Genomic DNA, 23,042 nt, shown 5'->3' with positions numbered 1-23,042 from the left:
CAGTGACGTGATTGCCGCGTGCGCCGCCAAAGCCCGGCATCAAGCATCTAGCTTCAACAGCTCCGGCTCGGTACGTCCGAACAGGGACGCGCTCACCTCTCCAGATAAATCTTTTCATAAAGAGGCCGAGACTCGGCGTTTCGCATCCGGTTCACTCGAACCTTGATCCAGCGAGGAACCAGCCCCCGGCAGTAGACGTCGACCGTGTGAGGCAGACGTGAAACGACCGTGCGCGGCTCCAGGACAAAGAGCTTCTTCGACAGGTACCAGGCTGCGGAAGGCCGCCCTTGAATCAAAGCCCTCACGGCAAGCCCATTGATCGTGTCAAGCAGATGGGCATTGAGATCGCTCCCAAATTGCGGATATTTCTCGCGAAACTCGGCTAGGACAATTTCATACGAACGAAACATCTGCATGACATCGCTCGACATGTTGCCAATCGTCCTCCGGTAACCCACAAGATGTTGGGGCACGACACGAAACTCGTAATTCTCCGCTATTCTGAGGCACATTAGAAGATCTTCGCAGCCTTGTGCGTTCCTCGCCCTCAGGGAAGGATCAAACTGTCCCGCCCGCTCGAATGCGGAGCGACGTACAAGCATCGAACTTCCGTTACCGACAAAGTTGTTTCTGCACATGCGTTGCAGCACGCGACCATCGGCATCGGGCTGTTTGAATGAAAATATCCGACCGTCCTCGTCGATCTCCGCAAACCAGCAATATGCCAGACCAGCTGACGAGCCTCCTTCCTGCAGGACGCGCAGTTGCAGTGTGATTTTGGATGGAGCCCAAAGATCATCCGCGTCCACGAACGCTAAAAACTCCGCATCGGTGGCAGCGGCGCCGCTGTTGCGTGCGTGCGCAACACCCGCGTTCGGCTGCCTGAAAAGGCGTATACGCCGATCTTGCTCGGCATAGGCGGCCACGATTGACGCGGACCGGTCCGTCGACCCATCATCCACTACGATAATGTCCAGCGCCTGGTGGCTCTGCTGGCAGATGCTGGTCAGCGTCGGGAGAATGGTTCTCTCGGCATTGAACATGGGCACCACGACGCCTATCACAGTGGCATTGTGCTGGCTCATTTGCCTTCGTCTTCTCTCACGACGTGGTAAAATGGCACATCAGGGCCGGTAGTTCCATCAGATTTCACTACTTTAGCTGATGAGGATTCAACCACGGCGGCCGAGCGGCAAGGCAGAGGCCCCGGCGAGTTCCACTCAGCACTCCTGGAAGCGATAAAGTAGCGGCTTCCGGACTTTAGCTGGATATTTAGGAACCGCTCCCGTCGAGATCGCCGGCTGCCCACGCATGCACGCGATCCAGCCGTTCATCCTTCAATCACCGCGATCCAGGACATACCGATATAGCGGCATGGCATCGGATCTCCAGGGCCGCCGCCGATATCGACCAGACGCAACGCCAAAATTACCTCCGGTCGCCGTGGGCCACCCGCAACTGGAAACGATGACGGGCGTTGCTGTGACGAACAGGATATAAGCGTATCTGGCAGCAAGCCTGGTTGAAGAAAGCCCGACGGTCATGAAGCCAATGAACGAAGAGCATCTTGCAGTGCTGCGCCGGCACATGGTCGAGATGATTGCAATCCATACCGACCTTGCACGCGAAGAGCTCGGCAAGGCGGCGCTCGATGAACGGGTGATGGCATCGATGCAGCGGGTGCCGCGCCATCTGTTCGTGCCAAGCTCGGTCGCGCCTTATGCCTACCAGGACATGCCATTGCCGATCGGCTTCGACAAAACCGTCTCGCAGCCGTTCATCGTCGCACTCATGACCGATCTCCTTGCTCTCCAACCGCACGAGGCGGTGCTCGAGATCGGCACCGGCCTGGGCTACCAGACCGCAATCCTCGCGGAACTCGCCGGGCAGGTTTGGAGCGTCGAAATCATCGAGGAATTCGCAAGCCATGCCGAGGCTCTGCTGCAGGACCTCGGTCTATCCAATGTCAGCATTCGTGTCGGGGACGGCTCTCGCGGCTGGCCCGAGCACGCTCCATTCGACAAGATCCTGGTCAGCGTCGCGGCGGGGCGGGCGCCGCCGGCTTTGCTCGAGCAGCTCAAGCCGGGGGGCCGCCTGGTTATGCCTGTAGGCCCTGAACAAGGGCAGTTGCTGACGGTCATCGACAAGGATTCGGCAGGACAACTGAAGACCCGCAAAATCATCCCGGTTCGGTTCAGCCGGCTCGAAACGGTCTAACGAGGGGTGCGGACAACAGGCACGCAGGGAGCGCCAGGCGCCTCATCCTTATGGGATTTCGCCGTCTCACGGCTGCTTCGCGTCGGCTCGTTTGAGCATCGCAAATGCGCGATTGATCCGTTGCAGCGCTGTCGCGTTGGCCACGAGTGCGTACAGCGCGAACCCGCCCGCCAGAATCCAGGGCGAAGCGGCGCCCATGGCGGTCGCCAATCCGTCGGCGACCAACAGCACGCAAATGAACACCAGGCGTTCCATCCGTTCGAAGAAATCCGGCCATGCCTGGTTTTCTATGGGGATTTCGATCGCAGTCCGCGCCTTGGCGTAGCTGGTGAGGAGTCCGCCGGCGAACGCGATCATGGCGATTGCCCACATATCGGCGACCCAGCCTATTGCCGCAAACACGGCGAATTCCTGATAACGGTCGGCCATGGCGTCGAAATAGCCACCCGCCTTGGTGCTCATATGTCTGCGGCGAGCAACCGCCCCGTCGAGCGCGTCGAAGGTGAACGCAAACGCCAGGCAAAGGCCAAAGGCAAGGCTTGACTGGTGGTACAGATAGGCGGCGCACGACAGGGCGACGAGCACCAGCCCGCCTGACGTAACCTGGTTCGGGGTCATGCCGATCCCGATCAGCGGAGAGGCGGCGTGCTCCCATAGCGGGTCGATACGGCGTTTCATGAGACCGGCGATCATGATGACTTGGCTCCTCCGATGATGTCGCCCCGCGACGTTTAACCGGCAAATTGAGGGTTCGTTCCAGCCGGTCGGCGCCGATCGAGGTGGTCAGCGCAATGTCCGTCTGTGTCCGCTGTCGCAAATCGACTGGCGATCTAAGCGTCGCGGCTGAATGGATTCATGCGAGGCGCTTCAAGTTCTTGTTTTTACGCACGTCGTTGTCGCAAAACCGATGCGCACCCTCGGGTCAGGCCTGCTTTTGCGCGACATGCATTAGCGGCAGTAACCGGAAAGACTGATACAACGCATATTCGCAATTCACCGGGAAGCCGTCCGAAACGCCATGCGTAGATTTCTGCCCAGGTTTGCTTACCTGCTCGCGACCTCTGCCGGCGCGGGATTATCTCCGGTATGGCCAGGCACCGCCGGCGCAGGCGTCGGAGTGGCTGTTGCCGCGGTCCTGATACCTGCATCGCCTTGGCTGATCGTGCTAGTCTATATGGGCTTATTCGCCGTGGGAGTATGGGCGTCGTCGCATGTCGTCTCCCATACCAGGACGGAGGATCCGCAGATCGTCGTCATTGACGAGACCTTCGGCACCGCCGCAACACTTTCCATGCTGCCGCTAGACCCGGTCTGGTGGGCAGCAGGTTTCCTTGTTTTCCGGTTTTTCGACGTCGCCAAGCCTTGGCCCATCGGCATCGTGCATGAGAAGGTAAGGGGTGGACTCGGCATCATGCTGGACGACGCGGCTGCGGCTGTCTTCGCCGGTGCGTCGCTGCTTTTGCTGAACGATTTGATTCACCGTTTGCCGTAAGGAGGACAACTCAGTCTTCACCTGCCACCCAGCGCGAAGAAAGACCTCCTTCACTAAAATCTGCCGGAGCAGCGCTAGACCGCAGCGTCGCGTGGCCGCGCCAGGTCGTTCGTTCCCTCCGGGTCCGGCGCTTGGCCATAGCTCATCTTCCTCATCTGCTCGATCACCCGCGCCATCTCCTCGTCGGAAAGGACCGGCGGCTCGCCAAGGCTAAGCGCCTGGACATACATGCGCGACAGGGTTTCGACCTCGTTCGCCAGCCACAACGCCGCTTCCATGGTCTTGCCAAGCGAAATCTGGCCGTGCTGGCCGAGCAGGCAGGCGAGGCGATCCTTGAGTGCAACCAAGGCATTGTCGGACAAGGCCTGCGTGCCAAAGGTTGCGTATTCCGCGCAGCGGATGGTGGTGCCGCCCGCCACTCCCGTCATATAGTGGAAGCTCGGGATCGTCTTGTGATGGCAGGCCAGCGTCGTGGCGTAGAGCGAGTGGCAATGCAGCACGACGTCGATCTCCTGCCGCTCCCTCAAAATGTCACGGTGGAAGCGCCACTCCGAGGAGGGCCGTCGGCCGACATAGGTGCCGTCAAAGCCCATCTCGACGATGTCTTCGGGCGTCATCGTTTCGTAGGGCAGCGACGAGGGCGTGATCAGGAAACCGTCGCTAGAGCGCACCGACAAATTGCCGGCATTGCCCTGGTTGATGCCGCTTGAGTTCATCCGGCGGCAAGCATCCACCATCTCGCGGCGCAGAGCGCTGTCATCAGTCATCGATCGTTCCTTTTGCTGGTCTTGGCCCGTTGCAGGTTGTTTCGCTTCGCCAGGTCGCGCCACCGCTGTGCATAGGCTGCGAGCGTCTCACGATCGCCGGCAAAGGCAGTCGGCAGGCTGAGCGCGATCGGAGCCGGCGTGTCACGCGTTTCGTGTTCGCCAAGTAGCGCCGCACCCGAGGCGGTGCCATAGGAGTCGAGGTTGTAGACCGTTTCGGCGTTTGGCCGCAGCGCCGCAACCAGCGTGGCGTAGAGCGGGTCTCGCAGGAAGGTGCCATCCAATGCAACCAGCCCGGTTTCGTTCAGCGCATCGATACATTCTACCGTCAGCAGCGCGGCGTAGAGCACCGCGAGCGCCTTGCGCTCTGCAGGGGGTTCTGCAGGCGGCCCTTCAAACCGGCCGAGCCCAGCGCTGCCTGGAAACAGGCCGTCATCGTCGCCGAACGACGGCAATGCGAAAGTGCCGCGCTCAATCAGCAAGCTGACCAGCGCAGCGTCGGCCGCAGTTCCTTCTTGCCCCTGCCCTGCTACATGACTGAACTCACGTCCGCCCATGGTCAAAACGCCGCCGACCGGGCGTCCTGTCACGTCGCTGTTCAGCACCATTCCGCGATTTTCATCGAGTTGGTCGAGAGGTGTCGCCGCGCACATTCCGACAATCCAGGTTCCGGTAGAGATCACGCAGGCGTCGCGCATGCCTGCCGCCTGGTAGCGGTAGAGGTTCAGGCTGCTGTCGTGGCCGCCTGTCAGGACAGACAGCTTTTCCGGTATGCCGCGCCGGCGCGCCAGATCGTGCCGGATTGGCCCCAGCCTCTCCCAGGCCGGATGGAATCGTGGCATGAGGCGCTGCCATCCCTGCCCCGCCACAATGGGCGACCACTGCTTGCGCACATTGTTCCACAGATGGGATTGCGCCGAGAGGATCGTCGTTTCGGCCGATGGCACGCCTGACAGCCGCCAAGCCCAATATTGAGGCAAGCCCAGATACCAACGAGCCTGAGCGACGCGCTCCGGATCAACCTGCTGCATCCAGTACAGCTGACGCGCCTGGTGGGCAGCCTTCAGCATGATCGCGCTGCCGCGATCGAAGAAATCGCCCGAAAGCGGCGCGTAGCCATCGCGAATTGCAGGCGGCAGATCCTGCTCGTAGTCAATCATCGGCAGGGCACAAGTCTCGTCGGGATCTGCGTTCACCAAGACCCCTGCGGAGCCATGTCCGGTGCCGACCAGCTTTTCCAGCGGATGGTGTCGGCACAAAGTGGCGAGCGAGCCGAACAGCCAGTCGGTAATGCCGTTGAGATCGTGCCGCCGCCAAGGTGGACCGGGCCGCACTTCGTTGCGGACAGAGAGGCTCTCCACGAGCACGCCGTCGAGCGTCATTGCGGAGAGCTTTATGTTGGTCTTGCCGACATCGAAGACGGCGATCCTTGCGCCGTCCGCCTTCTGCCCGTCACCCATCGTCTCAGATCAGACCGTATTGGCGAGCCTTGTTGCGCAGGAACGGCAAGCCATTGCCCATCACTTCGGCCTCGTCCTTGGCAACCGGCCGCCAGACCGAGAGGCCGTAGGAGACTTCCGGCGGCATGTTGATGAAGCTTTCCATGGCCAGTCCGCCCTTGAAGCCGATCGCCGCCAGCGTCGCGTAAATCTCGTCCCAGGGGCAGTTGCCGGTGCCTGGTGTGCCGCGATCACTTTCAGACAAGTGGATGTACTTCAGGTGGTCGCGGGCAGCCAGAATGCCGTTGGCGGCCCCTTTCTCCTCGATGTTCATGTGGTAGGTGTCGAGATGAACAAAAATGTTGTCGGCCCCGACTTTCTCGACCATCCAGACGGCCTGCGCGCCGGTGTTGATCAAATGGTTCTCGTAGCGGTTCACCGCCTCGATTCCGAGCTCGATGCCGCGCTTCCTGGCGTGCTTGGCGGCGACGGTCAGCACGTGGGCGATATTGTCGTATTCCTTTTCGGTCGGTGGCAGGCCGGTGCGTTCGCCGATACCGCCAAAAATCACGCCGGAAAGCGCCAGCGCGCCCATTTCAGCAGTCTTGTCGATCGCCACTTCGAGATGTTCGATGGCGGCATCCGGCCGCACCGAGGCCCAGGCGCGCTCCGGCAGGCCAAGTGAGCAAACGGCAGGAAGATTGTGCTTTTCGAGCAAGGCACGTGTGTGTGCGGCATCGACCGCCGGCGCGTTCAGAAGCGCGATCTCGATAAAGTCCATCCCGTATTTGACGGAAGCCGCGATCGCCTTCTCTGCGCCGGCCCGGTCCCAGTTCATCGTCCACATCGAGGTGTGGATCCCAAAACCATGCATCTAACTCACCCTCTGTTTGTGTTCAGGAATTTGAGGCGCCCGGCAAGCCAGCGCAGGATCATCACCGTGATCATCAGGATGCCCCAGACTGCCGTCGCAAGATGCTGGCTTGCGCCCATCAGATTGAGTCCCGAGGACAGAAGCTGGAGCACGACGAGCGCAACGAAGACCGGGATCACCCGACCGAAGCCGCCGAACGGATTGACCCCGCCAAGGAAGCAGGCAAGCACGGTGATCAGCAGGTAAGACTCGCCGTGGCCGACACGCACCGAATTGAAGCGCGCCAGCATGATGATGCCGGCGACCGCGCACATCGCGCCGGACAATGTGTAGACGAGAACCTGCACCTTGCGCGTATTGATACCGGAATAGCGTGTGGCCTCGATATTGGAGCCTATCATGTAGGTGTTGAAGCCTAGCTTCATGCGCGTCAGCAAGACGTGCCACATCAGCACGCAAGCGATGAAGATGAGCAACGGCACCGGGATGCCAAAAATCGAACCGTAGCCGATCGGCGCCAGGAAGCCGGGAATGCCGGACACGTCGCCGCCGCGCGTCAGGAATTCGCCGAGACCGCGCAGGAAGATCATCATCGACAGCGAGACCAGGATCGGGTGAGCCTTGGTGTAGGCGATGACGAGCCCCATGATCAGCCCGCTCAGTGCGCCGACCGCGAAGGCAAGGACCGAGCCAAGCACAAAGGCGCCGACGCCCGCTTCGACGCCTCCCTGGCTTTGCAGTACCCAAGCCAGCGTCAAGCCGGCCATGTTGGCCGTGAAGGTGATGGCCAGGTTCAGGCCGCCGGTCAGGATCGGCAGCAGCATGGCGAGTGTGAGGAGGCCGAGTTCCGGCAGCTGGAAGGCAACGGATCCAAAGGTAGCGCGGGAAAGAAAGTTCGGCGCGGCAAAACCGAACACGATCATGACAGCTACGAACGCGGCAAACGGACCTGCAAGTTCGGGGCCGAGCGCGTTGCGGACGCGTTCAATCAAAACCGTCATGAAGGCACCCGTCGGCTTTTCAGGAACGGCAGCAGGCGTTCGATGCTGGTATTCGAAAGCGTGATTGCGGCAAGAATGATGGCGCCGACGATCATCTTGAACGCGAAAGGCGACACGCCCATCAAATTAAGTCCGTTCTGGGTAATCGAGACCAACAGAACGCCCAGAATGCAGCCGAGCACGCTGCCCTTGCCGCCGCCGAGCCGCGCACCGCCAAGGACCACCGCTGCCAGGACGTCGAGTTCGCGCCCATAAAGGGCATTCGGCACAACCTCCTGCGCGTAGTGCGCCTGGACGAGACCGGCGATACCCGCCATCAGGCCAAGCCAGCCGAAGGCGATAAATTGCATGGCACCGATATTGATGCCGAAGCGGCGCGCGCCCTCCGGGTTGTCGCCAAATGCGTAGAGTTGGCGGCCAGTGGTGGTGCGCGTGATCAACGCCCAGGTAGCGAACACGCATATGGCCATAATGAGCACAGGCAGGGTGATCTCCGCCCAGGTCCCGTCAGCCATCTCTCGCTCGAACAGCACGACGCGGGTGGTGAGCCAGTCCGGCAGGTTGTAGATCGACACGCCGCCTGTGAAAAACATCAGCAAGCCGAAGAAAATGTTGAAAGTCGAAATCGTGGCGACGATCGAGATGATCCTGAACCCGTGGATCAGGAAGGCGTTGATGCAGCCCAACGCGACGCCCAATGCGCCAGCGATGATGAAGCCGACAATCCAATTCCCGCCGCCGATCCAGCCGAGGACGGTCGCGGTCAGATATTGCACAACGGAGGCAGCAACCGCGAAGGAAATGTCAATGCCGCCGGCGATCAGCACGACCAGCAGGCCGACGGCGAAGATGATGTTGACCGAGCTGGTGTTCAGAAGGTCAAACGCGTTGCCGAGGGTGAAGAAACGGTCTGTCGCGAACGAAAGGAAGACGCAGATGACTGCGATAACGGCGAGCAAAGCCAGTTCCGTTGCGTGGGAGCGGGCAAACCTACGCATAGACCGCCCCCTCGATCGCCTGGAGGGTCGTAGCGCCCGGCGTAAATTCGCCGACAATGCGCCCCTGAGCCATGTGCAGCACACGGTCCGCGTTGAAATAGACTTCAGGCACCTCGTCCGAGATCAGGATAATGGCCAGGCCGCTGTCCGCCAGCTTGGAAACGATGTCGAAAATGCCGGCGCGCGCGCCGACATCGACGCCGACCGTCGGTGCGTCGAGGATAAGCAGCTTCGGGTCGGTCGCCAGCCATTTTGCAATGGCGACACGTTGCTGATTTCCCCCTGACAGGGTCGAGATCGCGTCGTCCTGCTTTCCGATCCTGACCCCGAGATCCCTTATCCAGCGATTGACCAGAGATCGCTTGCGATCGCTCGAAATGAAACCGCCTGAAAGGATCTTGTCCAGCGAGGCGATGACCATGTTGTCGGCGATTGCCTGGGGCTGAATGAGACCGAGCGACAGCCGGTCTTCCGAAAGATAGGCGACGCCGGCGGCGATCGCGTCACGGTTGGAACCGAAGCGGACGGGTTTGCCATCCAGGACGACAGAGCCCGATTTCGGCTTGCGCATGCCAAACAATGTCAGCGCCAATTCGGTGCGCCCTGCCCCGAGCAACCCGGTGATGCCGAGCGTCTCGCCGCGCCGGACTGTCAAGGACACGTCGTCGAATTCGCCGGGCCGCGACAGTCCCTTGACCTCAAGCATGACTGGGCTCCTGCTCAAATCCCGATGCAGGACGGAATAGTCGAAGGTCTTGCCCGTCATCAACTCGGTGATGCGCGACTGGGTCAGGCCTTTGGTTGGATAGACGGCAACCAGGGCGCCGTCGCGCAGCACGGTGACGCGGCTGGAGATTTCAAGAACCTCCGCCAGGCGATGACTGACGAACACAACGGCGACACCCGACGCCGACAGATTGCGCACAACGTCCAGCAGATAGTCGGTTTCGGATTGGGTGAGCGACGCCGTCGGCTCGTCCATGAAGACGAGCTTTGCCTCACCGACGAGGGCGCGGGCGATTGCTACGATCTGCCGCTGTGCGATGGGAAAGTGGTGGAGTGCCAGATCGACATCGAAGGTAACACCAAGACGTTGCAAGGCGTTGATCGCGATACGGCGCATCTCGGTATAGTTCACCAGCCGCGGCCAGCGGCCGATGACGGTCTGGAACGCGATATTCTCGGCGACAGTCATCTCGGGAAACAGGGCGAGATCCTGCCAGATGACCTGAATTCCGCTGGCCTGCGCCGTAACCGGCGACATATGGGAGTAGCTCTGGCCATCATAGTCGATCACGGCGCCCGCCTCGGGCTTGTACACGCCTGTAATGACCTTGATCAGCGTGCTCTTGCCGGAGCCGTTCTCGCCGGCAAGACAATGCACCTCGCCCGGCAGCACCTCAAAGCTGACATTCTTCAGCGCCTTCACGCCGCCGAACGTCATGTTGACGTTGCGGAGCGACAGCAGCGGCCGTGGTGCGGCGCCATCGAGTGCCTGATCAGCCATCGAGTCGAAACCTGGATCCAATCGCGTTTGCAATCCTGCAGCCGGGCCGGTTCGAGGCCGGGCCCGACTGCCATTAGCCTTGGGAGGCTTTACAAGCCCATCGCCGCGAGATCGTCGACAGTGTCCTTGTTGATGGGGACCAGCTGATCGACGATGATGTTACGGTTTTCGAAGTCGGGCTTGACTGCCCCTAGCCCTTCGATCGTATCGCCGTCCTTGATCTCTTTGCCCTTCATGAGATGGTCGGCCAGCGTGACGAAAACCTCGCCCGCCTGCTTCGGATTCCACATGAAGCCGCCGGAGATCGCGTCGCTTTTGATGAGCTTCCGGCCCTGGCCTGGCGAGAATGGTCCGAGCACGAAAATTTCGCCCACCTTCCGGCGCTCTTCGATTGCGCGGCCAGCGCCGATCGGGCCTTGGCTGCCGAAGGCGAGGAAGCCCTTCAGGCCGGGATTTGCGGAGATCAGGTCAAGCGCAGTGCTGCGGCTCTTGTCTACATCCTCGGCGACGCCATAACGTTCGCCGACGAGTTTCATGTCGGGATTATTCTTCTTCAGATACTCGATTGCCGCATCGGCCCAGGCATTGTGCAGCGGCACCGTCAACGAGCCGACGAACACTGCATACTCACCCTTGCCGCCCATCTTCTCCGCCAGGAGCTTGGCGTGAGCCTCGCCGAAGCCGGTGGCGGACGCGAGTTCGAAATCCCAGTCGGCGCCCTTCTGGCCAGGCGATTCATGTGTGATGACGATGATGCCGGCGTCCTTGGCCTTCTGCAGGACCGGTTCAAGCACTTTCGCGTCATTCGGCACGACGCCGATGACCTTGACGCCCTGCGCGATCAGATCCTCGATGGCGCGAACTTGCAGTGCTGGATCAGCGCTGGTCGGGCCGACCATGAATGCGTCGATCCCGAGCTTCTCGCCGCGCTCCTTGATACCCGCCTCCATTGCGTTGAACCACGGAATGCCGCCGATCTTGACGACGACGCCGACCTTGCCGGCCTGCTGTGCCATCGCAGCGAATGATCCGCCAATCATAAGGGTCACGGCAAGCGCCGCGATCAAGAGCTTTTTCATCTGTACTCCTCCCATAACGTTCCTAGTGGGAACACACTCGAGCCGTCGAACGACGGCGGCCGTTAGAAACCTCCCCGAAAGAGACGGGGCACTTCCCCATCGATCATCCACCGGTTTTCGCTTGCACAATCGATGGTGCAGAAACTATTGTGCATCGAGAAGCTCTCGTCAAGCGGGATATTGCTCTAAATAGACGCGCCGGAGGCGCCAGATGGATCAGCGGGTCAAGAAGAAGGCGACGATCTATGACCTGTCCGTGCTGTCGGGCAGTTCGCCGTCGACCGTGAGTGCCGTCCTGAACGGCACTTGGCGCAAGCGCCGCATCAAGGAAAGTACGGCGCAAACAATTCTCGGTCTCGCCGAACTCCACCAATACACCACCAATCTGCAAGCGCGAGGCTTGCGACGCTCGCGATCGGGCCTGGTCGGCCTGATGCTGCCCGTCCACGACAATCGCTACTTCTCCTCCATGGCGCAGACGTTTGAGGGGCATGTGCGCAGCCGCGGCCAATGCCCGGTCGTGGTTAGCGCCAGCCGCGACCCCGAAGAGGAACGGCGGACCGCGGAGACGCTGATCTCCTATTCAATCGACCAGCTCTTCATCGTCGGCGCCACCGATCCCGATGGCGTGCACGAGGTCTGCGAACTGGCGGGGCTGAGGCATATCAACATCGACCTGCCGGGAGCGAAGGCGCATTCGGTGATCAGCGACAATTATCAGGGCGCGCGGATGCTGACGGAAGCAATCATCCGCCACTTCGGCAACGACGATCCTCTGCGGCCGGACGAGCTGTTTCTGTTTGGCGGCCGCAACGACCACGCCAGCCGCGAACGCATCGCCGCTTTCCATGCGACCAAGAAGGCGCTGCTGGGCGCCGACCCTGACGATGGTGTGCAGTCCTCCGGCTATTCGCCTGATATAACTTTGCGTGCCTTCGAGGCGTTTTACCAATGCCGTGGCAAGCTGCCGCGCGCGCTGTTCATCAATTCGTCGATCAATATGGAAGGTCTGCTGCGTTTCATGGCCGGCCGGCCGGCGGAAATGTTCAGCGAACTCGTCGTCGGTTGCTACGACTATGACCCCTTCGGCTCCTTCCTGCCCTTCCCCGTGATCATGGTGCGGCAAAATGTTGAGGCGATGATCACGAAGGCATTCGAGCTGATCGATGAACCGCCGACGGCACCGCAGACCTTCCTGATCGCGCCAGAGTTGATCCAGCCCAGGTCTGCATTGAAAGGGCCGCTGGATACGCTGAAGGATATAGCCTGAGGGTGACCCGGCGCTATAGGGCGACACGGCCTTGAGATTTTCAGTGGTTCATCGTGCCGACTCTCACGGGAGTGTCGCCGTCCTCAGCACGAGCCAACTGGGTGGGTGCGTAGGCGCCTGTAAAAAGGTCTACAGCACCGAGCGTTAGAAGCGATAACGGATTCCAAGGGCGTTCGCATTGGAACCCTCTGTCATATCTCCAAACGTACCATCGGCGCCGGATCTATGGTGGAGTTGGTAGACGAGTTCGACGTTGGGAGCCTGCCTCACTCTGAACGAAAGCTCCGCACCAACGAAGCCGAGGAATGATGCATCGCCATCGTGGACGATTTCGCGTTCGCGCTCGATCTCGGTAGGGCCGGTAACGGCACTGAATCCAGCAGTCAGTGCGGGCGCAATCGCCAAATCACCAATGACCAGGCCGTGGTGGCGCAGTCGCGCTCCGGCCCAAAGTTCGCCAGTCGTATCATCGTCCTCGCCAAATCTTATGGCCGCGCCGGCGACGCCACCAAGAACGAAGCCAGCGCCGATATCGACGAAATCGCGACCGTATGCAGCTCCGATTATATAGTTGTCCGTGTAGTCGGCACCCAAAACATTGATCGCGTCCCCGAAGGCCCCGTGCGCAAAGACGCCACCAAAGACATAAACATCATTCTTGGTCGGCAAACCGTCTGCGAAAGGGTCCTGGGTCGCAAAATAGATAAAGGGAGAATTGTCATCGGCGAGTCCAGAACTGACTGAAATGCCCAAGATCACCGCAGCCAGGGCCACTTGCAGTCCACGCATAGACAAGCTCCGAATCAATCCATTTCCATGGTTGGCAATTGCAATGGGGAAAAACAAGGTACGAATTGTTTTATCGCCAAAATACTGGATGCGGGTGGCTCAAACCATTCTTCAGGCTTTGCCGGGCGCGCGCAGGTGACCTTCGCCACAGGCCGTAACGGCGCAGTCTTCGGCCGCCGGCCTAACAGTAATGGCATCTGCCTATACTAATTCACGTCCGTTGCTGCGTTCGACTGCCCCGATCATCTGCTGAAGTTCCAAAGAAACCACGATTGAAGACCGTAGATCTCGGAACTTTTTCGCGCCGGCGCGGGTTGTCGATGGAGATGCATCGAACGCATGGGACGCCGGTGAAATGGCCATTCTTTCGGGAAAACCGGGAACCTGTTGGGTGGCTGCAGCCACCGCTACGAACTATCCCCCGCTCGAGGGCTCAATCCATGCCGATGCCGTTGTCGTGGGCGCCGGGATTGTCGGGCTCACGACGGCGCTTCGCCTTTGCGAGGCCGGTCGGTCGGTGATCGTCATCGAAGGCCTGCGGACAGGCGGCCAGGTGACCGGCCGCTCGACGGCCAAGATCACGACGCAGCACGCGCTGATCTATCGCCATCTCATCGACACGTTCGGGCGGGACCTGGCGCAGACCTATGCCGATGCGAATTCCGCCGGCGCCATCCAAATCCGGGAATGGGGTCGCGACCACGCCATCGCCTGCGATCTCGAGGCCAAGGACGCCTATACCTACACCTGCGATGCAAGCCGGCGCGCGGAGATCGTGGCCGAGGCGGAGGCCGCGCGCCAGGTTGGGCTGGACGCCGATGTTTTGGAGCGCGCGCCGCTGCCTTTCGAAGCGGCCGCCGCTCTGCGTTTTTCCGACCAGGCGCAGTTCAATCCGGCGATGTATCTGGTTGGCCTGGCTCAAGCAGTGACGGCCCGTGGCGGACGGATTTTCGAAAACAGCCGCGCGATCTCGATCGGCGAGGCAAGCCGCTGGCGCGTCGTTACCGACAGCGGCACCGTTCACGCCGAGCATGTGGTCGTCGCCACCAACATTACGGTGAAGAGCCCCGTCGGCATGGCGAACCGGACCCAGCCGCGCTGCCACACTGCCATGGCGTTTCGGATCGATGACCCTCGTGCTGTCGACGGCATGTTCATCGGCATCGACGATCCGACGCATTCCATCCGCACCGGCCGCGACGCCGAAGGCCCGCTGCTGGTCGCGCTCGGCCCCAAGTTTGACACGGGCCAGGACGGCGACGTGGCGAAACGGTTTGTCGAGCTGGAACAATGGGTAAGAATGAGCCTTCCAGTTGGGGACGTTGCGTGGCGCTGGTGTAATGAGGACTATGATACGGCCGATAGGGTTCCGTATGCCGGCGAGCCCGATCCGGACAAAGCCTCCGGGTTTCATATTGCCACGGGTTTCAACGCCTGGGGCATCACCAATGGAACGGCCGCAGGCATGATGATCGCGGATTTGATCTGCGCGCGGCCGAGCCCATGGCAAAAGCTCTATGATCCGGCGCGGCCTTATCCCGAGGACTTTCACAGGAATGGCCGCAGCCAATCGATTGTCTCAAGCCTTGACGACATCGTGCCCGGCATGGGCGGTGTGATCGTCAGGGCTGACGAAAAGATCGCGGCGTGGAGAGACGCTGAAGGGGTGCTCCACCCGGTTTCGGCGACATGCACCCACAAGGGCTGCACGGTGACCTGGAACAATGCGGACAACACCTGGGATTGTCCTTGCCATGGCTCGATTTTCGCCGCCGACGGTTCGGTCATCCATGGCCCAGCTCGAAAGCCGCTTGCGCCGGCCGCGCTATAAGAGGCAGCGACTGGCGCGGCCCGGTGTTACCGTGCGTAGGTTCCGACCAGCTCAGTCTGCTCCAGCGCATGCTTCTGGGCTTCCTTCCAGACGAGCTGCACGCCCGCCTGTCCCGGCACACTGAGGCTCGGCACGTCGAGCGCGGCCAGCCGGAAATGATAATGATGGACGCCATGTCCCACCGGCGGCTGCGGGCCGTCGTAATAGGCATTGCCGAAATCGTTGGTGCCTTGCCTGAGTGCCGACGGGCCTGGCTTGCCATCCTGCGCCTCGGTCAGTTCGCTCGCATCGGGCGGGATATTGAACACCGCCCAGTGCCCGAAAATCCCGCTCGGCGCGTCGGGATCCTGCACGACAAGAACAAGGCTCTTGGTACCGTTCGGAACACCGGACCATTTTAGCGGTGGTGAGACGTTCTCGCCGTCGCGGGTATACCTTTCAGGGATTTTCCCGGCCGCCGGGAACGCCGGGCTGATAAGGGTGAGTGGCATTTCCATCTCCCCAAGAACAAGCGCTACAGCCAGCTAGATCTGGCGCTATTTCACGCCGCTTGCTGAGCTTCCGCGACGCGCCTGATTTCTGCTGGCAAGGATTGCCAAACCTTGATCATCTGCCCCTCTCCCACATGGTGAGCGAGAACCTGGGATACGACCCTGAATGCATCCTTGGAATCGACCGGTCGGGTGAATTCCAGCTCCGCCTTGATTTTGGCCAGGAACTCGTCGAGCGACCGCAACTTCTCGGGAGTCTTGGAGGGCTGATATTGGTCGTAGTAGGCGCCGCGCACGAGGATCGGCAGCTGCGAGCCCAAGTGGGCGGCAAGATCCGGCTGCATGCGGTCTCGCAGGGCGTGGAGCACGGCTCCAAGCACATGCCATGCGACCTGCCGATCCGGTCCAATCTCGGTCATGATCTCGTCGAGCCAGATGTTTGTTGTCTGCAGCGTCTCGTCGAATACTTCGAGTCCGGTGGCGCTCATCGAAGCCTCCTTTCAACAGGTTGAATGACTCATTGGACGAAACGGCCTTGGTCGGCTGTTGTTCCCGTCCCTAAAGGCCGCCTCTCGCGAAGGCGGGTGATCTATTCGGCCAAGTTTACGTTCGCCAAACTTAACGCGTTCCCGTCAAGAGTTGGCCCGTCAAGATTTGGCCCGTCAAGATTTGGCCGTGGCCACGGCAACGAAAAGAGATTGCCCTTGCCTGCTGATGCGGAACAACATCGGCTTGTTCAGCTGGCGGGATTTCGCCCACTCCTCTTGGATGTCCGACGGCTGTGTCACATCCCGGTTGTTGGCCGAGACGATCACATCGCCGGGCTGAACGCCGTTTTCGGCGGCGAGGCTGTTTGGAGCCACTTCCTGGACGAACACGCCTGTAGTATCCGGCTGGAGTCCGAGCTGCTGGCGTGCCTCATCCGGGATTGGGCTGAGCGACAATCCAAGACGCGTGTCGGCCGTTTCCGACTTCGGAACGGCGCTGGTCTGTTGCTCCTCATCGTTGCGTTGTTCGATGGTCAGAGCTATTTCCTGTTGGCTGCCTCCGAGGTTCCGTGTCAGCGTCGTTTTTGTTCCCGGCTTTTGGCTCGCAGCCGCGAGCGTCAGATCATGGACGCTCTGGATGTCCTTGCCGTTAAAGCGTGTAATCACGTCTCCCGCCTGTATGCCTGCCTGCTCTGCCGGACTGCCGGGTTCGACCGAAGCGACCAGCGCTCCCTTGCTGCCGGATATTCCAAGCGCCTCGGCAATCGACGGGGTGATCTCCTGGAGACGCACCCCGATGAAACCGCGCTCGATCCGGCCAAGGCGGATCAACTGGTCGACGACGTTCCGGGCGGTGCGGGATGGTACCGCAAAGCCAATCCCTATGCTGCCACCTGTGGGAGATACGATGGCCGTATTGACCCCGATCACTTCGCCGCGCGCATTGAACAGCGGGCCGCCGGAATTGCCGCGATTGATTGAGGCGTCGGTCTGGAGAAAATCGTCGTAAGGACCGGCATTGATGTCGCGCGAACGGGCCGAAAGCACGCCGACGGTAACGGTGCCACCGAGCCCGAACGGACTGCCGATAGCGATCGTCCATGCGCCGGGGTGTACTGCATCGGAGTCACCCCAGGCGGTCGTTGTCATATTGGACCGCGGGTCGATCTTCAGCACCGCGAGGTCGGTTGCCGGATCGCGGCCGACGAGCTGCGCAGGCAACGTCTCCTTGTCGGAGAATACGACATGAATTTCGCTTGCATCGGCAACGACATGGTTGTTGGTGACGATGTACCCCTCGGGGCTGATCACAAAGCCGGAACCAAGGGCCTCTCGCACCTGCGGTTGCGCCGGTCCGAGGCCGGGACTGCCGAAAGGACTAAGAAAAGTCGCCCAGCGTCGCCTGGTCCTGGATGATCTGTTTGGTCGTTATTGCGACCACGGCTGGAATTTTCTCGCGCACGATCGCCGTGAAGTCGTTTGGGATTTCCTGAGCTGCGAGCGGAGCAAAGCCGCCGGCCGAGAGCATCAGAGTTCCGGCGATCAGGCCGGCGCAAAGTCTTTTATTCAATAGCCTGCGACGCCTCCAGCGTTCAGTGATCAAGCATGCGGCCGCTCCGGCATGAGCCAGCGGTTCACCAGCGGATTACGACAACCCTGTCGTTCCCGTTGGCGAGTTCGACAGCTTCGGTGCCGTCCGGTTTCCGGCTTTCGATCCGGGCACCTTCTACCGTTTCTATGCCGGCAATGTTGGCCGCAAAGGCCTCGTCAATCTCGGCGGCACAGACGAGGGTATCCGGGGGCAGATCCTTCACTTGGTCCATCAACTCGCGAAGCTTCATGGCGAACCTCCTTGGCACAGGCCCGGATTCTTTCAGCCGCACATTCCAACCATGTGCCTCCAGAAAAGTTCCCAGACGCGATTGCGGGCATGTCACAGGGACGAGATTCCGCCAACGATGCATCGGTGGTGGCATGGATCAGGGCGCGGGCCGTGTTCACATGAATCGAGCTTCCTGCCCCCCCGACAAGGGACCCGGCCATGAGCCTTCGTCCGGCCGCCCTGAATGCAAGGCGTCGGCTCGATCAACACTGCGGCGCCGGCGATGCCACCAGCCTTTTGCCGGCCAGCCGCTAACGAGAACGATCAAGACTTGTCGTCACCGTTCTGGGCTGGCCTCAATGCACAAACCTTGCCCTCAGCCAGGCCAGAAGTCTGTTCCCGGTAATCGTCCGGCGGACTCTGGCGGCAGCCCATCGCGCTTGCATCGTAGCACCAACGTGACAGTGACAGACGATGTTGTGCAACTGCCAGTCACTTAGCTCGAAGAAGCGCTTTGCCTCACCGTAGGTATCATCTTTCAGACCCATGGCGCGCAGCACCGGATCCTCATAGGCAACGGTGATCGGCGACCCCGCGCCACGCGCTACGTCACGAGCTTCCGGACTGAGATATTCGGTGCCTGAAAGGGCTCCGAGGCAACGCCGTGGATTTTGTTCGAGAAGCTCTGCCCAACGCTCGATCCGCTGCGCCCGAGTCATGGTCGGGTATGTCGCCGAGGGCTCAACTTTCGCAACTGTCTGCAGTTGGTCGAGTGTTTGGTGTTTCATGGTCGGCTCCTTTCAACAGGTGGAAGTGCCCACGCCCTAACAGAAGATTATTGCGCTGCGACGCGCCGACAAGGCCGGAATTGACAATGTCAGGAGTTTGCCCCTCGCCCGGTTCGGATCAGGAACCTTCCCGGGGGCCTGCTTGTTTTGGCTAGTGAAAGGAGACGGTCATGAGCACAAAACCACCACCCGTTCCGGCAGAGAACCAGAGCCCAAAGGGTCCGGGCGATAACAAGTCGGTTCCTGTCGACCAAACGCAGCACAGCCATTCCGCCCCAAATCCCGACAAACAGGGCCAGCAGGGCAACACGAAGGTCAATACGACCCATCAAGGCCACCAGCAGGACCGTTAGGTGATTTCATGTCCACGTCGAAGAAGACCCGCGCCAGTATTCGCCATGGCGGTCCTGGCGCATCGCACGAAAACGCCAAGGAGCCGCTGGTGATAGAAAAGCCGCCAGCCGATTCCGATCTGCGCAGCCGCAGCAAGATCTCAGGCGGCGGAGGCGAACGCGACAGCCACCATACTCATGACCCCGAAAAGAAGGGCGGCGGCACCCGGCCGGCAAACAAAGGAAGGTGAATTGTATTCACGTCCCCTGCGAAGCGTGCGGCGTGGAGGTGCCAAGCATCATCCGGCCGTCGACTGTGAGCACCGCCAGTGGCTGTGGCCTTCTTTGGCCTACCGCCGCAACTTCCGACTGCGTCAGGCATTTTTGCTGTGATCGCCGTTCCTCCAGGCGGTCCGAGGCTGAGAAAGCCTGTCGCCCGCGGGCTCCCGGCCGGCGGGCTGTCTCGTCAGCCTACCGGCTTTTCCCGCTAGACGAGCGACAGCGATGCTACTTCCGGTGGAACAGGAAGCCCCCTCTGGGAGTTCATACCGTCATCAACAGGCGCATGGACGTGCCCTTGTACGGCGCGGCAGCGCACGAATGGGAGAACCACCATGAGCCTCGGAACCATACTCATCATCATTTTGATCCTTATCTTGCTTGGCGGGTTCAGCGGTTTGGGTGGTGGACCGTTCTACGGCACCGGCTATTATGGTGGCGGTGGCCTCGGTCTCGTGCTGCTGATCGTTATTATCCTGGTCCTTCTCGGGCGCATTTAGTACACGATTAGGCGGACAATTTGGCGATGATCCTGTGTGGGCCTGATGCCTTGCCCAGGAATGTCGCCGCGACTGCGGGCAAAGGGGGCCGCACGTGATTGTCCGGACGGAACCGAAACCGCTCAAGGGCATTATAGCCGCTCAGAAATCCACGAGAATGGCGCCATAAGTGAACTTCGTTGAACAAGCCGATGTCGGCCTCGGAGTTCCGGGCATTCCCACTGCCGATCTGATGCAGGCACTGCCGGTCGCCATCTACACCGTCGACGGGCAGGGACACATCACCTTCTTCAACGAAGCCGCAGCTGAGCTCTGGGGCCATCGTCCTGTTATCGGTCGGGACCTATGGTGCGGCTCGTGGAAGCTTCGTCATCTGGACGGTCGGGATATGGCGCATGGCGAGTGTCCGATGGCCGTGGCGCTGCGCGAAGGGCGGGATGTCTCCTGGGACCAGGCGATTGCGGAGCGGCCGGATGGCGAGCTGGTCCCATTCAGGGCTCACCCACGCCTGCTTCGCGATGAAGCGGGCAATGTAGTCGGTGCCATCAACACGCTGCTCGACCTGCGCACGCAGACGCTGGGCGATGAAGCCCGCATGCGTCTTGCCGCCATTGTCGAGTCGTCGATGGACGCCATCGTCTCGAAGGACATGAATGGCATCATCACCAGCTGGAACGATGCTGCAGAACGCCTGTTCGGCTACACGCCTGCCGAGGCGATCGGCCGGCCGGTGACGATGCTCATTCCGCCTGACCGTCTCGACGAGGAAGTCTCGATCATCAGCCGCATCCGCGCCGGCGAACGCGTCCCCTCCTATGAGACGATGCGCCTGCGCAAGGACGGCACGCTCGTTTCGGTCTCGCTCACCGTCTCACCGATCCGCGACGGGATCGGGCGGGTCGTCGGCGCCTCCAAGATCGCGCGCGACATCAGTTCCCACAAGGAGAACGAACGGCGCATCCGACTGCTCATGCGCGAGGTCAACCATCGGGTGAAGAACCAGTATTCGGTCATCATCTCGATGATCCGCGAGACAAGCAAGCTGACGAGCACACCTGAGGCTTTCCTCGGGCAAGTTCGAGAGCGCATCATGGCGCTTTCGGAATCCCATGATCTCCTGGTCAATGCCGAATGGCGCGGCGCGACGGTCGGCGAGCTCATCCAGGCACAGCTCAAGGCCTTCGCAGCGCAGTCCCGCGTGTCGATGGCCGGGCCACTGGTGGTACTGCAGCCGAACGCCGTCCAGTATCTCGGCATAGCCTTTCACGAACTCGCCACCAATTCGGCAAAACATGGAGCGCTGTCGTGCAACGGCGGACGCGTCGAGATCGATTGGCACGTGGTCCCTGCGGGCGACGGCGCTGAGACCTTTCGACTGGTCTGGCGTGAGTTGGACGGGCCAATCCTGGACGCTGTCAGGGCGCGCGGTTTCGGACTGGTCGTGCTCGAGCGAGTGGCGCCGCAGGCTCTCAGCGGCAGCGGGCGGCTGGAGTTCCACGCCCGAGGCATCACCTGGACGCTTGAGGCGCCGCTGCATTTCGTCCAGACATCACTGGCCGAAATCGCGGCCGATTGAAGGAATTTCGCCGCGCTCGTGAAGCTGAGCCCTTCCCCGCGACCGACTGTGTTCGGCCAGACCTATTGCGTTTGGTCCGGCGGGCGAAAATAAGGCGAAACAGCCCTGTCCTCCAGAACATCGACGTCGCCTCTTCCAGGCAGGGCATCGCAGCCAAGCGAGTGCCGATCGACGTTACCTGGTTCAAACACGGTCAGGCTGTCGAATTCCATGGCCGCCCCGTAGAACTGGGCGGCTTGCAACACCAGGCATTCGACGTCTTCAAGCGCAACGTTTTCTGCGAGGTTTCGCAGCCGCACAGCCTCGGCCACCGCAGTGACATTGAGTATCCCCTTATCCCGGGCGGCTGCCCAAACTTGCAGGTCAACGTCGTGACACAAATGGGCCGAATAACCGTCTCTCATGGAAACCCCTTCCTTTCAGGAGCGGTTTGTCCCTCAAGATCAGCATGTGCCATAGCAGCTCGAATGACAAGCGTAATCCATCAAACAACACACAAAATCAACAAGTTAGCATACCGCTCAGGCTACACGATCGACGCTTGACAGTAACTGTGAGCCTTTCACGCCGATGGCCAATGAGCCGGTCTTGACGGCTGACGAGGCTTTTCCTACTTCTTAGACAAATACTAACGTTGAGCGGCTGGAGGGCAGAAATGGCCGAGCTGGAAAGACCCGAACGACTGCAGATCATGCTAACCTCGGAGGAATTGGCTGCTTTGGAAAACTGGCGCTTCGAAAGGCGCATGCCAAGCCGGTCTGCGGCCGTGAGGGAGTTGCTGCGGCGCGGTCTCCACGCGGACGGATTTTTGACAGCGGCACAAGGTGCCAAGTCGCAGGATTTTGGAATTCTGCCCAGTTCCGGCATTGTCGATGGAGCGTCCCGCGACCAGGGCGGCAGCAAGCTGTAAGGCTGCCCTCGCGGCGCTGGAGATGTTTCGGCGCCGGAGCCTTGCCCATTCTGTGGAACTTCAGGCAATCGTCGCGCGTTCGGTGAGGCATGTTGTGGACCGGAACAAGGCCGGTTGCAGCATCACACAGGCCAGCAAGGATCGAGGCAGTGAGCTTCCTTTACCGCGCGGCAAAAATCGCCGAACAAGCTCATGCGGGGCAGACGGACAAGACCGGACGGCCCTATATCGAGCATTGCCGCCGGGTCGTTGATGCCGTCGAAACGCTCGACCAGAAGGCCGTTGCCTACCTCCATGACGTTGTTGAGAAAAGCGACGATTGGGATCGCGAGCGGCTCGAGGCGGCAGGTTTCGGAACCTCCATCGTATCGGCAGTCGATGCGATGACACGCAGGCCGCACGAGGACGACCTCGCTTTCGTGCGCAGAGCAGCAGCCAACCCATTGGCGCTGCCGGTCAAGCGCGCCGATCTTGCCGACAATTTATGGCAAGCACAGCAGATTGGCGCGTCGACATCGAAATATGAAGACGGACTGCGGATCCTCGACGAAGAATTCTCCTGATGACGAGAGGATTGTCGCCTGTGGCGTGATCG

The 23,042-nt window shown here is 60.8% G+C and carries 27 protein-coding genes; 10 read left to right on the top strand and 17 right to left on the bottom strand.

Annotation, left to right across the window (positions count from 1 at the left end):
- Positions 1-92: 92 nt before the first annotated feature.
- Entirely contained in the window at positions 93-1,085 is a 993-nt protein-coding gene (locus tag AC0L3O_RS19500) for a glycosyltransferase family 2 protein (protein WP_287175325.1), read from the bottom strand.
- A 457-nt stretch (positions 1,086-1,542) separates the two neighbouring features.
- On the opposite strand from AC0L3O_RS19500, the gene AC0L3O_RS19495 reads away from it, so the two are divergent.
- Complete coding sequence (locus tag AC0L3O_RS19495; RefSeq protein ID WP_473616329.1) at positions 1,543-2,217, top strand: protein-L-isoaspartate(D-aspartate) O-methyltransferase; 675 nt, start codon at positions 1,543-1,545, stop codon at positions 2,215-2,217.
- A 66-nt stretch (positions 2,218-2,283) separates the two neighbouring features.
- Here AC0L3O_RS19495 and AC0L3O_RS19490 read toward each other — a convergent pair whose 3' ends face one another.
- Complete coding sequence (locus AC0L3O_RS19490) at positions 2,284-2,910, bottom strand: CDP-alcohol phosphatidyltransferase family protein (RefSeq protein ID WP_353682297.1); 627 nt, start codon at positions 2,908-2,910, stop codon at positions 2,284-2,286.
- A 325-nt stretch (positions 2,911-3,235) separates the two neighbouring features.
- On the opposite strand from AC0L3O_RS19490, the gene AC0L3O_RS19485 reads away from it, so the two are divergent.
- On the top strand, positions 3,236-3,709 hold the full coding sequence (locus AC0L3O_RS19485) for a phosphatidylglycerophosphatase A family protein (RefSeq protein WP_473616328.1): 474 nt from the start codon (positions 3,236-3,238) through the stop codon (positions 3,707-3,709).
- A 74-nt stretch (positions 3,710-3,783) separates the two neighbouring features.
- On the opposite strand, the gene AC0L3O_RS19480 is transcribed toward AC0L3O_RS19485, so the two are convergent.
- The 7 genes from AC0L3O_RS19480 to AC0L3O_RS19450 all read right to left on the bottom strand — a co-directional run bounded on the left by AC0L3O_RS19480 (position 3,784) and on the right by AC0L3O_RS19450 (position 11,371).
- On the bottom strand, positions 3,784-4,476 hold the full coding sequence (locus AC0L3O_RS19480; RefSeq protein WP_287050189.1) for a class II aldolase/adducin family protein: 693 nt from the start codon (positions 4,474-4,476) through the stop codon (positions 3,784-3,786).
- A complete protein-coding gene (locus AC0L3O_RS19475) occupies positions 4,473-5,933 on the bottom strand; it encodes an FGGY family carbohydrate kinase (RefSeq protein WP_473616327.1) in 1,461 nt (486 codons plus the stop codon). Before AC0L3O_RS19475 ends, AC0L3O_RS19480 begins: the two co-directional genes overlap by 4 nt.
- A 4-nt stretch (positions 5,934-5,937) precedes the next feature.
- Positions 5,938-6,786: a sugar phosphate isomerase/epimerase family protein gene (locus AC0L3O_RS19470; protein WP_473616325.1), complete on the bottom strand. Its 849-nt coding sequence runs from the start codon at positions 6,784-6,786 to the stop codon at positions 5,938-5,940.
- Positions 6,787-6,791: 5 nt separating this feature from the next.
- Positions 6,792-7,787: an ABC transporter permease gene (locus AC0L3O_RS19465; RefSeq protein ID WP_473616323.1), complete on the bottom strand. Its 996-nt coding sequence runs from the start codon at positions 7,785-7,787 to the stop codon at positions 6,792-6,794.
- A complete protein-coding gene (locus AC0L3O_RS19460; protein ID WP_128245285.1) occupies positions 7,784-8,785 on the bottom strand; it encodes an ABC transporter permease in 1,002 nt (333 codons plus the stop codon). The genes AC0L3O_RS19465 and AC0L3O_RS19460 overlap by 4 nt, the downstream gene beginning before the upstream one ends.
- Positions 8,778-10,292 carry a sugar ABC transporter ATP-binding protein gene (locus tag AC0L3O_RS19455; protein WP_473616322.1) on the bottom strand — a complete coding sequence of 505 codons (1,515 nt, stop codon included), beginning with the start codon at positions 10,290-10,292 and terminating at the stop codon, positions 8,778-8,780. The genes AC0L3O_RS19460 and AC0L3O_RS19455 overlap by 8 nt, the downstream gene beginning before the upstream one ends.
- Before the next feature lie 89 nt (positions 10,293-10,381).
- Positions 10,382-11,371 carry an autoinducer 2 ABC transporter substrate-binding protein gene (locus tag AC0L3O_RS19450; RefSeq protein WP_287341707.1) on the bottom strand — a complete coding sequence of 330 codons (990 nt, stop codon included), beginning with the start codon at positions 11,369-11,371 and terminating at the stop codon, positions 10,382-10,384.
- Between the two features lie 211 nt (positions 11,372-11,582).
- Between AC0L3O_RS19450 and AC0L3O_RS19445 the strand changes: the two genes are divergently transcribed.
- On the top strand, positions 11,583-12,641 hold the full coding sequence (locus AC0L3O_RS19445; RefSeq protein ID WP_128167811.1) for a LacI family DNA-binding transcriptional regulator: 1,059 nt from the start codon (positions 11,583-11,585) through the stop codon (positions 12,639-12,641).
- A 144-nt stretch (positions 12,642-12,785) separates the two neighbouring features.
- Here AC0L3O_RS19445 and AC0L3O_RS19440 read toward each other — a convergent pair whose 3' ends face one another.
- Positions 12,786-13,430, bottom strand: a complete 645-nt coding sequence (locus AC0L3O_RS19440; protein WP_023799543.1) for a hypothetical protein — start codon at positions 13,428-13,430, stop codon at positions 12,786-12,788.
- A 355-nt stretch (positions 13,431-13,785) separates the two neighbouring features.
- Here AC0L3O_RS19440 and AC0L3O_RS19435 point away from each other — a divergent pair, with 355 nt between their 5' ends.
- Complete coding sequence (locus tag AC0L3O_RS19435) at positions 13,786-15,261, top strand: FAD-dependent oxidoreductase (RefSeq protein WP_473616320.1); 1,476 nt, start codon at positions 13,786-13,788, stop codon at positions 15,259-15,261.
- A 26-nt stretch (positions 15,262-15,287) separates the two neighbouring features.
- On the opposite strand, the gene AC0L3O_RS19430 is transcribed toward AC0L3O_RS19435, so the two are convergent.
- From AC0L3O_RS19430 to AC0L3O_RS19405, 6 genes are all read right to left on the bottom strand, one after another.
- Positions 15,288-15,752 carry a YbhB/YbcL family Raf kinase inhibitor-like protein gene (locus AC0L3O_RS19430; RefSeq protein ID WP_287227103.1) on the bottom strand — a complete coding sequence of 155 codons (465 nt, stop codon included), beginning with the start codon at positions 15,750-15,752 and terminating at the stop codon, positions 15,288-15,290.
- Positions 15,753-15,802: 50 nt separating this feature from the next.
- Positions 15,803-16,240, bottom strand: a complete 438-nt coding sequence (locus AC0L3O_RS19425; RefSeq protein ID WP_473616319.1) for a DUF2267 domain-containing protein — start codon at positions 16,238-16,240, stop codon at positions 15,803-15,805.
- A 174-nt stretch (positions 16,241-16,414) separates the two neighbouring features.
- The gene (locus AC0L3O_RS19420; RefSeq protein ID WP_473616318.1) at positions 16,415-17,578 is read right to left on the bottom strand and encodes a Do family serine endopeptidase; all 1,164 of its coding nucleotides are present in this window, start codon (positions 17,576-17,578) and stop codon (positions 16,415-16,417) included.
- 40 nt (positions 17,579-17,618) lie between these two features.
- A complete protein-coding gene (locus tag AC0L3O_RS19415; protein WP_473616316.1) occupies positions 17,619-17,843 on the bottom strand; it encodes a hypothetical protein in 225 nt (74 codons plus the stop codon).
- 31 nt (positions 17,844-17,874) lie between these two features.
- Positions 17,875-18,081: a hypothetical protein gene (locus AC0L3O_RS19410; protein WP_023799550.1), complete on the bottom strand. Its 207-nt coding sequence runs from the start codon at positions 18,079-18,081 to the stop codon at positions 17,875-17,877.
- A 337-nt stretch (positions 18,082-18,418) separates the two neighbouring features.
- Complete coding sequence (locus AC0L3O_RS19405; protein WP_023799551.1) at positions 18,419-18,850, bottom strand: hypothetical protein; 432 nt, start codon at positions 18,848-18,850, stop codon at positions 18,419-18,421.
- A gap of 170 nt (positions 18,851-19,020) precedes the next feature.
- Here AC0L3O_RS19405 and AC0L3O_RS19400 point away from each other — a divergent pair, with 170 nt between their 5' ends.
- The 4 genes from AC0L3O_RS19400 to AC0L3O_RS19385 all read left to right on the top strand — a co-directional run bounded on the left by AC0L3O_RS19400 (position 19,021) and on the right by AC0L3O_RS19385 (position 21,537).
- Entirely contained in the window at positions 19,021-19,203 is a 183-nt protein-coding gene (locus tag AC0L3O_RS19400; protein ID WP_084646754.1) for a hypothetical protein, read from the top strand.
- A gap of 8 nt (positions 19,204-19,211) precedes the next feature.
- Entirely contained in the window at positions 19,212-19,433 is a 222-nt protein-coding gene (locus AC0L3O_RS19395) for a hypothetical protein (RefSeq protein WP_023799552.1), read from the top strand.
- A 363-nt stretch (positions 19,434-19,796) separates the two neighbouring features.
- Entirely contained in the window at positions 19,797-19,961 is a 165-nt protein-coding gene (locus tag AC0L3O_RS19390) for a DUF3309 family protein (RefSeq protein ID WP_023799553.1), read from the top strand.
- Positions 19,962-20,130: 169 nt separating this feature from the next.
- Positions 20,131-21,537 (top strand): PAS domain S-box protein, encoded by a 1,407-nt coding sequence (locus AC0L3O_RS19385; protein ID WP_023799554.1) that lies wholly within the window; start codon positions 20,131-20,133, stop codon positions 21,535-21,537.
- Between the two features lie 62 nt (positions 21,538-21,599).
- On the opposite strand, the gene AC0L3O_RS19380 is transcribed toward AC0L3O_RS19385, so the two are convergent.
- Positions 21,600-21,941, bottom strand: coding sequence for a hypothetical protein (locus AC0L3O_RS19380; RefSeq protein ID WP_128167818.1), 342 nt, complete (start codon positions 21,939-21,941; stop codon positions 21,600-21,602).
- 251 nt (positions 21,942-22,192) lie between these two features.
- On the opposite strand from AC0L3O_RS19380, the gene AC0L3O_RS19375 reads away from it, so the two are divergent.
- Positions 22,193-22,447 carry a hypothetical protein gene (locus tag AC0L3O_RS19375; RefSeq protein ID WP_023799556.1) on the top strand — a complete coding sequence of 85 codons (255 nt, stop codon included), beginning with the start codon at positions 22,193-22,195 and terminating at the stop codon, positions 22,445-22,447.
- Between the two features lie 149 nt (positions 22,448-22,596).
- A complete protein-coding gene (locus tag AC0L3O_RS19370) occupies positions 22,597-23,010 on the top strand; it encodes an HD domain-containing protein (protein WP_287244669.1) in 414 nt (137 codons plus the stop codon).
- Positions 23,011-23,042: the final 32 nt, after the last annotated feature.

The organism is Mesorhizobium sp. WSM4810 (assembly GCF_055811235.1).
The sequence above is the reverse complement of the archived record's forward strand: the minus strand, read 5'-3'. Positions and strand labels throughout refer to the sequence as shown.

Bases quoted from the DNA above. Each gene is read 5' to 3' on its own strand.
- AC0L3O_RS19500 (WP_287175325.1), bottom strand. From the start codon at position 1,085: ATGAGCCAGCACAATGCCACTGTGATAGGCGTCGTGGTGCCCATGTTC.
- AC0L3O_RS19430 (WP_287227103.1), bottom strand. From the start codon at position 15,752: ATGCCACTCACCCTTATCAGCCCGGCGTTCCCGGCGGCCGGGAAAATC.
- AC0L3O_RS19435 (WP_473616320.1), top strand. From the start codon at position 13,786: ATGGCCATTCTTTCGGGAAAACCGGGAACCTGTTGGGTGGCTGCAGCC.
- AC0L3O_RS19395 (WP_023799552.1), top strand. From the start codon at position 19,212: ATGTCCACGTCGAAGAAGACCCGCGCCAGTATTCGCCATGGCGGTCCT.
- AC0L3O_RS19390 (WP_023799553.1), top strand. From the start codon at position 19,797: ATGAGCCTCGGAACCATACTCATCATCATTTTGATCCTTATCTTGCTT.
- AC0L3O_RS19465 (WP_473616323.1), bottom strand. From the start codon at position 7,787: ATGACGGTTTTGATTGAACGCGTCCGCAACGCGCTCGGCCCCGAACTT.
- AC0L3O_RS19440 (WP_023799543.1), bottom strand. From the start codon at position 13,430: ATGCGTGGACTGCAAGTGGCCCTGGCTGCGGTGATCTTGGGCATTTCA.
- AC0L3O_RS19425 (WP_473616319.1), bottom strand. From the start codon at position 16,240: ATGAGCGCCACCGGACTCGAAGTATTCGACGAGACGCTGCAGACAACA.
- AC0L3O_RS19380 (WP_128167818.1), bottom strand. From the start codon at position 21,941: ATGAGAGACGGTTATTCGGCCCATTTGTGTCACGACGTTGACCTGCAA.
- AC0L3O_RS19445 (WP_128167811.1), top strand. From the start codon at position 11,583: ATGGATCAGCGGGTCAAGAAGAAGGCGACGATCTATGACCTGTCCGTG.
- AC0L3O_RS19375 (WP_023799556.1), top strand. From the start codon at position 22,193: ATGGCCGAGCTGGAAAGACCCGAACGACTGCAGATCATGCTAACCTCG.
- AC0L3O_RS19470 (WP_473616325.1), bottom strand. From the start codon at position 6,786: ATGCATGGTTTTGGGATCCACACCTCGATGTGGACGATGAACTGGGAC.
- AC0L3O_RS19400 (WP_084646754.1), top strand. From the start codon at position 19,021: ATGAGCACAAAACCACCACCCGTTCCGGCAGAGAACCAGAGCCCAAAG.
- AC0L3O_RS19480 (WP_287050189.1), bottom strand. From the start codon at position 4,476: ATGACTGATGACAGCGCTCTGCGCCGCGAGATGGTGGATGCTTGCCGC.
- AC0L3O_RS19410 (WP_023799550.1), bottom strand. From the start codon at position 18,081: ATGAAGCTTCGCGAGTTGATGGACCAAGTGAAGGATCTGCCCCCGGAT.
- AC0L3O_RS19490 (WP_353682297.1), bottom strand. From the start codon at position 2,910: ATGATCGCCGGTCTCATGAAACGCCGTATCGACCCGCTATGGGAGCAC.
- AC0L3O_RS19450 (WP_287341707.1), bottom strand. From the start codon at position 11,371: ATGAAAAAGCTCTTGATCGCGGCGCTTGCCGTGACCCTTATGATTGGC.
- AC0L3O_RS19495 (WP_473616329.1), top strand. From the start codon at position 1,543: ATGAAGCCAATGAACGAAGAGCATCTTGCAGTGCTGCGCCGGCACATG.
- AC0L3O_RS19485 (WP_473616328.1), top strand. From the start codon at position 3,236: ATGCGTAGATTTCTGCCCAGGTTTGCTTACCTGCTCGCGACCTCTGCC.
- AC0L3O_RS19405 (WP_023799551.1), bottom strand. From the start codon at position 18,850: ATGAAACACCAAACACTCGACCAACTGCAGACAGTTGCGAAAGTTGAG.
- AC0L3O_RS19460 (WP_128245285.1), bottom strand. From the start codon at position 8,785: ATGCGTAGGTTTGCCCGCTCCCACGCAACGGAACTGGCTTTGCTCGCC.
- AC0L3O_RS19455 (WP_473616322.1), bottom strand. From the start codon at position 10,292: ATGGCTGATCAGGCACTCGATGGCGCCGCACCACGGCCGCTGCTGTCG.
- AC0L3O_RS19475 (WP_473616327.1), bottom strand. From the start codon at position 5,933: ATGGGTGACGGGCAGAAGGCGGACGGCGCAAGGATCGCCGTCTTCGAT.